Genomic DNA, 11,806 nt, shown 5'->3' with positions numbered 1-11,806 from the left:
GGTTGCTGCTGCCGCCATCGGGATAGACCAGACCGTTCTCCACCGCTTCGATCGCTTCGTCGATGGCGGCAAAGAAGTCGTGTTTGGGGTCGTCGATAGTCAGGGCGTTGTTGGTATTGAACAAAATGGCGGGGAGATTGTCTCCGTCATTGTTATTATCGTACATAAAAAATGAAGTCAATCCATCCCCTTTGACAATGATCCTTCCATTTCTATCCAAAGAAACATTTACATCGGTTATCACCGTATTGGCATCGTTTTCGATAGACGTTTTGATGTTTTCTATCAATTGTTGATAGGTCATAGTATCGTTCAAGGAAATATCAAAACTTGAAGGATTCGTCCCATCAGAAAAAGCGACAGTCAATTCTGTATTTAAGGGGAAGCTTGAAAGCCCTGCTGTTTCGATCAGTTTTGTCGAGCCCGTCGCGATACTGCCATCTTCTTTTACGATCTGTGGCATATTCCCGCGAAAACCGTTTTTTCCGATCTGTTCGAAGGGAACATTGACGGCGTAAACATCTGCCGCCACGCCGTCGGATTTTACAAACTCGATAGAGTCGCCTCCTCCGGATTCTCCATAAATATGAAAGTCGAGCAACGAACGTCCCTCTTTTTTGTCTTTGATATGAATATATCCGTTAACCAGACTCACATCCACGGGCCCAGGAGCAAAAGCATCCTCGATACGGTTCAGCAAATCCTGCACCGTATCCGTCTCGGTCAATGTGACAGGCGGGTTGGTCACGAAAAATGTGCCATCACTTCTTCTGCCTTGAATGGTAAAATCGTAATCATCCGTATTCCCCGTTATTTCACCAAGAGTGGTAGTGAGCGATGCAGGTTCTTCCGTGCCGAATTTTCTCAAAGCCACATTCGTCGTCACACTGCGGCTCACATTGCCATCCTCTCCGAAAAAGAGGTCGAGCCCGGGAATGTTGTAGGGCACTTCCACGCCGGCCCCGACGACCGCTTTGAGCTCTTCACCGTTTCCATAGTAGTTGCCGCTGTCGTCCAGCGGCTTGACATCGAGTTTCGTTCCGGAAAAGAGGTAGCGGCCGTTGATGGAGCTGTTTCCGAGATTGATGAAATGCTCTTTCAGAGATTTGAGCTCGTTGCTGATGGCAAAATAGTTGCTGTCCGCGTTCGAACCGTTGGCCGCCTGGATGAGAAGTGTCTTGAACCGTGTCAATGCATCGGTGAACTGAAACATGACGCTGTCGGTATTGTTGGCGAAGTTCTGGGCATCTGTCGCCACCTCCACCGCCTGGGTCAATGTATGCTCTTCGTAATCGAGACGGAGCGTGTCAGAGAAAACCCGGGGATTTTCAAATCCGTATTTGATCTTCATGCCGGAAGAGATTTGCTGACTGAGTCGATTGAGCTGCTCTTTGATACTCTGCTGATCGGCGACGAATCGGTTGTAAAAGTTGTTTTGTGTGATGCGCATGTTATCCTCTGTTCACTCCGTCGATTTGTGTCGATTTTGCCCAAGCAAATTGGGTTCCTCTTTTAATTATTGTAAACACTATCGGTAAAATGGACATTACGTTTAGTTTTTTTATAAGATTTCTTGCATTTTGAAATAAAACATTGTACAATGAGCGTGTAAATCTCACATAAGGATAGCCCAATGAAAAAAGCTGAATTTGTTCAGGCAGTCGCCGAAAAAGCGGGATTGTCTAAAAAAGACACCGAAGCGGCTCTTGACGCTGCGCTCGAAACGATCACGGAAGCACTTGCCGGCGGCAAAAGTGTAAGCTTTATCGGTTTCGGTACATTCACGACGGCAGAACGTGCGGCTCGCAAGGCGAAAGTTCCGGGAACGGATCGTGTTGTAGATGTTCCTGCTACCCGCGCAGTCAAATTCAAAGTAGGCAAAAAACTGAAAGAAGCTGTTGCCAAATAACTTCACAAAAATATCACCGGTTAGCTTTTAACCGGTGTTTAAGTTTCCAGTTACTAAAATTCCACTCGTGACAAATCAGGGTACCAGAAGCCGGGGTGGTGAAACTGGTAGACACGCCAGACTCAAAATCTGGTGGGCATTAGCCCGTGCCGGTTCGAGTCCGGCCCTCGGTACCATTTTATAAGCGGGAGTAGCTCAGTGGTAGAGCACAACCTTGCCAAGGTTGGGGTCGCGGGTTCGACCCCCGTCTCCCGCTCCAGACTCTTTTCTGCTTTCTACGATATTCTAGAAAACTTTTTCAAAACTTTTTTCCACCCGCTTCGCTCGCCGTCTGCCTGTGCTATTTGCACATCGGCATCGGCGTGCGGCCCTACGGAGGAGACGCAGGTCTCCTCCGTTTCACGGGCCTCCGGTTCGACCCCCGTCTCCCGCTCCATCTTCACTTCTCTTTTCATGCTCATCATTTTTTCTTTATCATTGTTGCATGCGGATACGATTCATTTAAAAAACCGATACACTATTCATACCCTTTGTGTGCCTGCGAATCTTTTTACACATAAAGAAGAGAGGTCGTGCCTGTTAACACTGCCGGACAATCGTTCCAGATGGGAAGTACCCGCATTTAAAATCAAAGAGCTGCTGGAACAGAAAGGCCACTCTGTCGTGCTACCGAGATCCGGCATGATTACATTTCAACGCACCCATACGGAAAATTATCCGAAACTCCGGCAGCACATCAAAAGAGCCTACATGGAACACTATCCATCCATCCATATTCATACAATCACGATAAAACCGACGGCAGCCTCGGCAAAAAGATTTGCTTATTCCCCCCACTGTACGCTGAAACTCACGAAAAGCAACCTGCGCAGAAAAAGAGGCACATTCATCACCATATGCGGAAAAAAACGCCACTTTTTTCAATATGACATCAATGCTTCTATCACACTCTATAAAGCCAATCATCAAATAAAAAAAGATAAAATAATCGATTCAAAGAGTGTTCGCAGGGAGACGGTCCCATTTGAAAAAATGAATGATACACCTCTCTTCGACATGACAAAAAGCGGACTCATCGCAAGACAAAACATCGCCGAGGGGCGAATTATTACAGAAAAAATGGTCCTGCCGCTGCCGGATGTGCGAAAAAACGAACGGGTTTTGTGTATCTATCATGACGGCCCTGTCACTATCGAATTTGAAGCCACTGCCTTGCAAAACGGATATATAGGAGACAATATCACATTGAAAAAATCAAACGGTGTATCGATGCGCGGAGTGGTGGTAGGCCAAAAAACCGTGGAGATACGATGAGACTGATCGTCGCTGTGACCGGTGCAAGCGGAGTTCACCTGGGCTTCAAACTTGTTGAGAAACTGCCCAAAAGCATCACACCATACCTGATCGTTTCCGAGCATACGGATATTGTAGTTGCCCATGAAAACGGTAAAATCTATGACGAAGAGGACATTTCCGCACCCATGGCATCCGGATCATTCCCAAGCGACGCTATGATTGTCGCCCCATGCAGCATGAATACCCTGGCAAAAATCGCATGCGGTATTGCCGACAATCTCGTCACGCGCGCTGCAGCCGTTATGATCAAGGAAAAGAGGCCGCTTCTGCTTGCACCTCGCGAGATGCCTTTCAGTGCCATCGCCATGGAAAACATGCTGAAACTTTCACGGCTGGGTGTCATTATCGCTCCGCCTGTCATGGGATACTACAGCGATCACGAAACGGTCGAAGAGATGGAAAACTTTGTGATAGGAAAGTGGCTCGATCTACTCAACATCGAACACGATCTTTTTAAACGGTGGAGAATCGAAGAGGCATGAAACAATCCAGAAAAAGAGTGATCTATCCGGGAACGTTCGATCCGATCACAAACGGACACATGGATATCATTGTCCGCGCCACCCACCTTTTCGACGAGATCATTGTGGCTGTCGCAAAATCGAACGAAAAAGGACCGATGTTTTCCCACAGTGAACGCATCGCAATGGCTTCCGCCGCATGTGAAGGGCTGGAGAGTGTCAAGGTCAAAGGATTTTCCAATCTTCTTGTCGACTTCTGCAGAGAAATGGACTCTTCCATTATCATTCGGGGACTTCGGGCCGTCAGTGATTTCGAGTACGAATTGCAAATGGGATACGCCAACGCATCGCTGGCACCCGAAATCGAAACGGTCTACCTCATGCCGAGCCTCGAAAACGCTTTCATCAGTTCGTCCGTGGTCCGCTCCATTCTCAAACATAACGCCTCATGTGCCCATCTGCTGCCGGAAAGAGTCTATCGCATGATCGAGGCGGCAACCGAAAGAAAAAACCCGTAACATGTATGTAGCATTCGAGGGGATCGACACGGTCGGCAAAAGCACACAGATCGAGCGGGTGGCGGCTCGATTTGGGAATACACTCATTACGAAGGAGCCCGGTGGAACCGATCTGGGCAGGAAAATCCGCACGATTCTCCTTCAGGAGGGAGAGATTCATCCCCGGAGTGAAGTACTCCTCTTTCTTGCCGACAGGGCGGAACATACGGAACGGGTCATCCGCCCCAATGCCGACAGACTGATTTTGAGTGACCGCTCTTTTATTTCCGGTATCGCCTATGCCCATGTACATGAAAAGATTGCGATCGATACCCTCCTGCAGCTCAACCGCTACGCGACCGCCAATATGTTTCCGGACACGATTATCCTGTTTCAAATCGACAGGGAGACTCTGGTCCGCCGTCTTGGCGAAAAGCAGCACGATACGATTGAAAAGCGCGGCATCGACTATATGCTGCAGGTCCAGACCACGATGCTCGAACTGGTCGACCTGCTGAATCTCGATCATATGATTGTCGATGCCACCCATTCTGTCGAAACCATTACGGAACAGATTACTACGCATATCAAGGAACGTCTATGATACAAGCGCTACGCGGCATGAAAGACATCATCGCCCCCGACAACGAAATTTTTACCTACCTCCTGAGCACGGCCAGTGCCATTGCGGAACGTTACGGATACGAGTACATCGAAACCCCGCTTCTGGAAGAGACGTCGCTCTTCAAACGGAGTGTAGGAGAAAGCAGCGATATTGTCGGCAAGGAGATGTATCAATTCATCGACAAGGGGGGCCACGACGTCTGCCTCCGCCCAGAAGGGACGGCGGGAGTCGTACGGATGTTCATCCAGAACAAACTGGACAAAAGAGGAGGCATCCACCGATTCTACTATCACGGCCCGATGTTCCGATATGAACGTCCGCAAAAAGGGCGTTTGAGGGAGTTTCATCAATTCGGCTGCGAGAGCTTCGGTGAAGAGAGTGTCTATGAAGATTTCACGATCATCCTGATGATCAAAGATATTTTCGATGCGCTTGGAATCGGGTATACCATCAAAATCAACTCATTGGGATGTCCCGAATGTATGCCGGGATATCGGGAGAGTCTGGTTACCCATCTCAACGACATACGTGACGGTCTTTGTGATGACTGCCAGCGGCGCATCGCCACCAATCCGATTCGGGTTCTCGACTGCAAAAACGGCAGTTGTCAGGCTCTGCTGGAACGCTCGCCCGTCATCACGGAAAACCTTTGTGAAACATGCGACAAGGATTTCAATACCCTGCTCACTCTGCTCGAATCGCACGATCTGCCGTTCGAACTCGATCCGAAACTGGTACGGGGTCTCGACTACTATACCCGCACGGCTTTCGAGTTCGTCAGCAGTGAAATCGGAGCGCAAAGCGCCATTGCCGGTGGAGGACGCTACAACAGACTCGTCGAATTTCTCGACGGAAAACCGACACCGGCTGTCGGTTTCGCACTCGGAATCGAGCGGATTCTCGATCTCGTCAAAATACCGGAAAGGGGGCGGAATGGTCTATATCTCGGCATGATGGAACCGGACGCCCTTCCGATGATTATCGATCTGGCCCATCGAAAACGGAAAGTGCAGAAGGTGTTTACGGAGTACGGCAAAAAATCGTTGAAAGCCCACCTCAAAGCGGCCGATCGCCTCGGTGCCAGAGAATGTGCCATTATAGGAGAAGATGAGCTGAAAAACGGCGAAATCTGGATAAAGGATCTTGAAACCAAAGAGGAGAAACGCATTGCCATCAGCGAATTCGACTGATCCGGAAAAGAGTTACGGCATCCAGATCTGGGGCGATGACAATTTTTTTGTCGAAGGAGGTGTTGTCAAAATCAACCATGGCAACCGGCCTGCCCTTGTCGAGATCACAAAAAAACTGCGCGATGACGGCTACAAAGGCCCCCTCTTTCTGCGCTTTCCCCACCTGGCCGTCCAGAATGTACGCAAACTCTTCTCCCATTTCGAACGGGCGAAAAGAGAGTTCGACTACCAGGGAAAATTCAAAGCCGTTTTTCCTCTCAAAGTCAACCAGTTTCCCGGATTCATCATCCCATTGATGGAGGCGACGAAAGATCTGGAGTACGGCCTGGAAGCCGGCAGCAAAGGTGAGCTCATACTGGCCATGGCCTACACCAATCTCGGCAAGCCGATCACCGTCAACGGATTCAAGGATCAGGAACTTATCAGTATCGGTTTTCTCGCTGCCAAAATGGGACACAACATCACACTGACGATCGAAGGAATCAACGAACTCGAACTCATCATCAAAGAGGCAAAACGCCTTGGAAACCCTATTCCGAAAATCGGGCTGCGCATTCGTCTGCATACCGGTGGTATCGGCATCTGGGCCAAAAGCGGGGGATACAGTTCGAAATTTGGCCTGACTTCGACCGAACTGCTCGAAGCGATGGATCTGCTCAAGGCAAACAATCTTATGGATCGTCTCTCCATGATCCATTTCCATATCGGATCGCAGATGAACAACATCTCCCCTCTGAAAAAGGCGATCCGCGAAGCCGGCAACATCTATGCAGAATTGAGAAAAATGGGCGCCGGCAATCTGAGAGCCATCAACATCGGGGGCGGACTTGCCGTCGAATACAGTCAGCAGGAGGGGCAGTCAAACCGAAACTACACACTGGAAGAGTTCACCAATGATGTCGTTTTCCTGCTGAAAGAGATCGCACAGGCAAAAGGGGTCCAGGAACCCACGATTTTTACAGAATCGGGCCGATACGTTGCAGCCAGTCATGCAGTACTCGTTGCTCCGGTTCTGGAACTCTTCAGCCAGGAATACAGCGAAAGAATTCTTCGCCTTAAAGAGGACAATCCTCCTCTTGTTCAGGAGCTTTACGATCTCTACAGCTCCATTACCCCAAAAAACGCCCGGGAATACCTGCACGATGCACTCGACCATATGGAATCTCTGCTGACACTCTTCGATCTGGGTTACATCGATCTGACAGACAGGGCCAATACCGAAACGCTCGTCCACCTCATCATCAAAAAGGCACTGGAACTCCTGCGGCACAAGCCCTCCAAAGAGATCAAGGATATTCTCAATCGTGTACAGGAGCGGTACCTGGTCAACTTTTCGCTTTTTCAGTCGCTTCCCGACTACTGGGGACTCGGTCAGAATTTTCCGGTCATGCCGCTCGATCGTCTCGACAGGCAGCCGACACGTTCGGCAAGCCTCTGGGACATCACGTGTGACAGTGACGGGGAGATCGCTTTCAACATCGACAATCCCCTCTATCTTCACGATGTCGACGTGGAGCAGGAAGAGTACTTTCTCGGATTTTTCAAAGTGGGTGCCTACCAGGAGATACTCGGAATGCGGCATAACCTTTTCACCCATCCAACCGAGGCGATCGTACAGTTCGAAGAGGATGGAACCTACCGGATCGAAAAGATTCTCGAAGCGCAGAACATCCTCGACGTTCTCGACGATATCGACTACGATACCAAAGAGATCGAACGACGTATCCGGCAGATGATAGAGGAGTCCGAAACAATAGTAGAAGATGAGCACAAAGAGATACTTGGTGAACTTTACCTCTATCTCAGTGAAAATGGTTATCTTAGAACCATCAATTTTGCAGAATAGTGTATACGATCGGAAGGAGGAGTATAGTGCCACCGATTTATCGGCTTATTATAGAAGATTTTAAAACAGTTTATAGACGCGATCCAGCCATTCATTCGAAATTTGAACTCTTTTTCAATTATCCGGGAGTCTGGGCCATTGCCAACTACCGCATCGCCAACTGGCTGCATCGCAAAGGTTTGCGTCTGATCGCCCGAATCTGGATGGGAATCTCCCAATTGATCACAAATATCGATATTCATCCCGCTGCAACCATTGGCCGGCGGGTCTTTATCGATCATGGTATCGGCGTCGTCATCGGAGAAACCGCCATCATCGGTGACGATGTGACGATCTATCAGGGTGTGACACTGGGAGGTGTTTCCCTCAATCCGGGCAAACGGCATCCCACGGTGGAGTGTGGAGTCGTTATCGGCGCCGGTGCCAAAGTGCTTGGCAATATCACGATCGGATATGAATCCAAAATCGGCGCCAATTCGGTTGTCGTCCGATCCGTCCCCCCCGAGTCGACTGCTGTCGGCATTCCGGCGAAAGTGGTAACAAAAGGCCGCGACAAAAGCCCCCTCAGCCACAACAAAATTCCGGACATCAACAAAGAACTCTTCGAATATCTCATCAAAAGGGTTGCCGTTATCGAACATATTCTGGCGCCGGAACACAAAGAGTTGCTGGAAGAGGATCAGAAGCTCGATGAAATTTACGAAGCTTTTATCAAATCTATGAAACAATAGACTCCGGTATAAAGATTTGCCATCATTCAAATAAAAAGATTTGTTCCATGAAACGTATTGTTCTTTTAAGTGCGGCGCTCTTGGGAGTGTTTGTATTGGGTGGATGCAGCGACAAGCAGCATCAGGTGAAGGCAGCGGATATCGAAGCGGGCAAAATCGATGTGGACAATATCTCCTACTTTTGTCTTGATGGTGTCCGTTACATCAAATATGACGATGACGAACAGTTTGGTGTCACAGTCAAATTCAATCAGGATGGTACGATCGATACAAACTGCGAAACAGAAAAACGTTAAAGATTCGGAGAGCTTTCTGCTCTTCGACCTCCACTTTTTTCTACAACCTGTCCCAAAAACACCCCATCTTCTTTCACGCCTTTGCCAAATTAAGGGAGCACTCCCGTAAATTTCGATAAAATGAAAAGAAAAAAGGTCCGTGTATGCTTTCCAACAGAATCCAGACACTTTCGGAATCTCTGACAATCGCGATTACATCACTTGCTCAACAGTTGAAGAGGGAGGGGAAGGATGTATTGGGTTTTTCGGCGGGGGAACCCGATTTCGATACACCGCAGGTCATCAAAGATGCCGCCATCAAAGCGATTGAAGGGGGGTTTACAAAATATACACCGGTGGATGGCATTCCCGAATTGAAAGAGGCCATCGTCGAAAAACTGAAACGTGACAACGGCCTCATCTACACGGCAGACCAGGTCATTGCCAGCAACGGGGCCAAGCAATCGCTTTTCAACCTTTTTCAGGCCACTATCAATGCTGGAGATGAAGTCATCATTCCGGCACCCTACTGGGTGACCTATCCCGAGTTGGTCAAATACAGCGAAGGAGTCCCTGTCGCCATCGAAACAGACGATACCACTGCATTCAAAATCACACCGGAACAATTGCGAAACGCCATCACATCCAGAACGAAGATGCTCATTCTGACATCGCCGTCGAATCCCACCGGGTCTGTCTACTCCCGTGAAGAGCTCGAAGCACTGGGCGAGGTTCTCAAAGGTACCGATATTTTGATTGCCAGTGACGAGATGTATGAAAAACTTGTCTATGAAGGAACCAAATTTACCGCAACGGCTTCCGTCAGTGACGATATGTTCGAGCGGACGATCACGATCAACGGTCTGAGCAAATCGGTGGCGATGACGGGATGGCGATTCGGCTATTGTGCCAGTGCAGACCGGGAACTTGTCAAAGCGATGAAAAAACTGCAGAGCCAAAGCACATCCAACATCAATTCGATCACGCAGCTCGCTGCCATCAAAGGACTCGACGGAAGTGCAGACGCCGATATTGAAATGATGCGTCAGGCATTCGAAGCCCGATGCGACGAGGCGACACGACTTTTCAATGAAATCGAGGGCTTGTCCGTCATCAAACCAAAAGGGGCTTTCTACCTTTTTGTCAATCACAAAGCCATTGAACCTGATTCGATGGCGTTCGCCAAGGCTATGCTCGAACAGGCAGGAATCGCAGTCGTACCGGGCGCCGGATTCGGAACGGACGGCTATTTCCGATTCAGTTTTGCGACCGATATCGAAACGATTCGAAAAGGGATCGAGCGTATTGCGGAATTTGTAAAAAGTTATCGTTGATGCAGGCATTTCTCATCTTTTTGGTTGCGGTTGCAATTTTGGTGATATTGGGTTTTCTTTTCCCTTCCAAAACCAACAAAACGCCCCAAAACAGTCGAGAAATGCGTCAAGGCAGTACAACGAAATGGATTGAAGAGATCAACTCGACAATGAAACAAAAGAGGTAATATGGACGCATTTTATATCGCGAGACAACCAATCATCGACCGGGCGAACCGCGTTTTCGCTTACGAAATTCTCTTCAGGGGGAACAAACCGGAAGAAGATATCGACAAGGGCACCGTGATGACGGCCACTGCCGTCAACAATCTGATGAATGTCATCGGTGTGGACAATGTGATCGGTCTGCATCAGGGAATCATCAAAATAACGCCTCTTTTCCTTAAACGCAAGTTGATCGAAGCACTGCCGAAGGAACGTCTGATATTTGCTCTGTTCGAAGAGGACATTCACGATCCGGAATTGATCGACATCCTTGCCCATTACAAAGAAGAGGGGTATGTATTTGCGATCAATGACCTGCAGAATCCCGAAACCATCAATCTCCCGCATATCCTCGATCTGATAACCTATATCAAGATCGATCACGAAGCGCTCGATGAAAATACGATCAAAAAAATTATCTATACGGCGAAAGCGCATGGTATCAAAACCATCTGTTCGAAAATCGAGACGAGAAAAGCGCATCAAAACATGCTGGACCTCGGATGTGACTATTTTCAGGGTTACTTTTTCAAAGAACCGGAAATTCTTGAAGAGTATCCGATTCATGCCGAAACAGGAGCCATTCTGCTCCTCTGGAATCTCATTCGCAACGATGCATCGACGGACGAACTGGTCGAAGCGTTCGAACGGGAACATACAATTACACTCCAGCTTCTGCGATTTATCAATTCGCCTTTCTTCTCCCTCCGCCAGACTGTCACCTCGATTCGCCACCTGATTACACTGCTTGGACGCAATCAGCTCTCCCAGTGGCTGCTTGTCATGCTCTTTGCGAAGGAGACCCAGCGTGACAACGGAAACCATCCGTTGGTTCTCATGGTTATCAACCGAACGGAACTGATGGTCGGCCTTTTGAAACTGATTGAACCCAATGCGGAAAAATCGAAACAGGAGACCGCGTATCTTGTCGGCATGCTCTCTCTGATCCATCTGATTTTCCACAGACCGCCGAGAGAGATACTTCACCATCTGCACGTTTCCGACGAGATAGAAAATGCACTATTTGAAGCGGACGGCCTCTACGGACAGCTGTTGAACATGGTCCGCGTCATCGAGAACAACGATGTCAAAAAACTGAACCAGATCGTTATGAAATACAATCTCTCTCCCGATGCGATCAATACACTTTCCCTCGAGGCAATGAAGAAAGTCAATGCCTTCGATGAAGCGCTTAAAACGATGAATGCGTAGGGAAAGTGTTGAGTGTTGAGAAAGCTGGCATATGCCAGCTTGATTTGAAATAAAAAAATATTTCTTTCTTATCCTTTTTCCTTTTCTCCGATTTCCGTTTACTATTTACCGTTTATTGAAAGAAAGCGGATTTTGAATCCGCTTTCTTTATTACAGGCTTTTTCGT

The 11,806-nt window shown here is 48.5% G+C and carries 13 protein-coding genes and 2 tRNA genes; 13 read left to right on the top strand and 2 right to left on the bottom strand.

Features of this window, described 5'->3' with window-relative positions; genetic code table 11:
- The coding region (gene flgL / locus Q1K24_RS03540; RefSeq protein WP_300366037.1) for a flagellar hook-associated protein FlgL at positions 1 to 1,450 on the bottom strand (1,450 nt) is incomplete at its 3' end.
- A gap of 183 nt (positions 1,451 to 1,633) precedes the next feature.
- Between flgL and Q1K24_RS03535 the strand changes: the two genes are divergently transcribed.
- From Q1K24_RS03535 to Q1K24_RS03525, 3 genes are all read left to right on the top strand, one after another.
- The gene (locus Q1K24_RS03535; protein ID WP_300366034.1) at positions 1,634 to 1,909 is read left to right on the top strand and encodes an HU family DNA-binding protein; all 276 of its coding nucleotides are present in this window, start codon (positions 1,634 to 1,636) and stop codon (positions 1,907 to 1,909) included.
- Between the two features lie 89 nt (positions 1,910 to 1,998).
- Positions 1,999 to 2,085 (top strand) — tRNA-Leu (locus Q1K24_RS03530).
- Positions 2,086 to 2,093: 8 nt separating this feature from the next.
- Positions 2,094 to 2,168 (top strand) — tRNA-Gly (locus tag Q1K24_RS03525).
- A 16-nt stretch (positions 2,169 to 2,184) separates the two neighbouring features.
- Here Q1K24_RS03525 and Q1K24_RS03520 read toward each other — a convergent pair.
- The gene (locus Q1K24_RS03520; protein WP_300366032.1) at positions 2,185 to 2,370 is read right to left on the bottom strand and encodes a hypothetical protein; all 186 of its coding nucleotides are present in this window, start codon (positions 2,368 to 2,370) and stop codon (positions 2,185 to 2,187) included.
- Between the two features lie 220 nt (positions 2,371 to 2,590).
- Here Q1K24_RS03520 and flgA point away from each other — a divergent pair, with 220 nt between their 5' ends.
- The 10 genes from flgA (at position 2,591) to Q1K24_RS03470 (ending at position 11,640) form a co-directional block, all read left to right on the top strand.
- Positions 2,591 to 3,223: a flagellar basal body P-ring formation chaperone FlgA gene (flgA, locus tag Q1K24_RS03515; protein ID WP_300366029.1), complete on the top strand. Its 633-nt coding sequence runs from the start codon at positions 2,591 to 2,593 to the stop codon at positions 3,221 to 3,223.
- Positions 3,220 to 3,747 carry a UbiX family flavin prenyltransferase gene (locus Q1K24_RS03510; RefSeq protein WP_300366026.1) on the top strand — a complete coding sequence of 176 codons (528 nt, stop codon included), beginning with the start codon at positions 3,220 to 3,222 and terminating at the stop codon, positions 3,745 to 3,747. The genes flgA and Q1K24_RS03510 overlap by 4 nt, the downstream gene beginning before the upstream one ends.
- The gene (coaD, locus tag Q1K24_RS03505) at positions 3,744 to 4,244 is read left to right on the top strand and encodes a pantetheine-phosphate adenylyltransferase (protein WP_300366023.1); all 501 of its coding nucleotides are present in this window, start codon (positions 3,744 to 3,746) and stop codon (positions 4,242 to 4,244) included. Before Q1K24_RS03510 ends, coaD begins: the two co-directional genes overlap by 4 nt.
- 1 nt (position 4,245) lies before the next feature.
- On the top strand, positions 4,246 to 4,827 hold the full coding sequence (gene tmk / locus Q1K24_RS03500) for a dTMP kinase (RefSeq protein ID WP_300366020.1): 582 nt from the start codon (positions 4,246 to 4,248) through the stop codon (positions 4,825 to 4,827).
- On the top strand, positions 4,824 to 6,038 hold the full coding sequence (hisS, locus tag Q1K24_RS03495; RefSeq protein WP_300366017.1) for a histidine--tRNA ligase: 1,215 nt from the start codon (positions 4,824 to 4,826) through the stop codon (positions 6,036 to 6,038). The genes tmk and hisS overlap by 4 nt, the downstream gene beginning before the upstream one ends.
- Positions 6,016 to 7,884, top strand: coding sequence for a biosynthetic arginine decarboxylase (gene speA / locus Q1K24_RS03490; protein ID WP_300366014.1), 1,869 nt, complete (start codon positions 6,016 to 6,018; stop codon positions 7,882 to 7,884). Before hisS ends, speA begins: the two co-directional genes overlap by 23 nt.
- Positions 7,885 to 7,910: 26 nt before the next feature.
- On the top strand, positions 7,911 to 8,615 hold the full coding sequence (gene cysE / locus Q1K24_RS03485; protein WP_300366011.1) for a serine O-acetyltransferase: 705 nt from the start codon (positions 7,911 to 7,913) through the stop codon (positions 8,613 to 8,615).
- Between the two features lie 47 nt (positions 8,616 to 8,662).
- Positions 8,663 to 8,911 carry a hypothetical protein gene (locus Q1K24_RS03480; protein WP_300366009.1) on the top strand — a complete coding sequence of 83 codons (249 nt, stop codon included), beginning with the start codon at positions 8,663 to 8,665 and terminating at the stop codon, positions 8,909 to 8,911.
- Positions 8,912 to 9,054: 143 nt separating this feature from the next.
- On the top strand, positions 9,055 to 10,224 hold the full coding sequence (locus Q1K24_RS03475; RefSeq protein WP_300366006.1) for a pyridoxal phosphate-dependent aminotransferase: 1,170 nt from the start codon (positions 9,055 to 9,057) through the stop codon (positions 10,222 to 10,224).
- A gap of 168 nt (positions 10,225 to 10,392) precedes the next feature.
- Positions 10,393 to 11,640 carry an EAL domain-containing protein gene (locus Q1K24_RS03470; protein WP_300366003.1) on the top strand — a complete coding sequence of 416 codons (1,248 nt, stop codon included), beginning with the start codon at positions 10,393 to 10,395 and terminating at the stop codon, positions 11,638 to 11,640.
- Positions 11,641 to 11,806 lie beyond the last annotated feature (166 nt).

The organism is Hydrogenimonas sp. (assembly GCF_029932565.1).
GTDB lineage: Bacteria > Campylobacterota > Campylobacteria > Campylobacterales > Hydrogenimonadaceae > Hydrogenimonas.
Note: the sequence above shows the minus strand (reverse complement) of the source record. Positions and strands in the feature narration are given on the sequence as shown.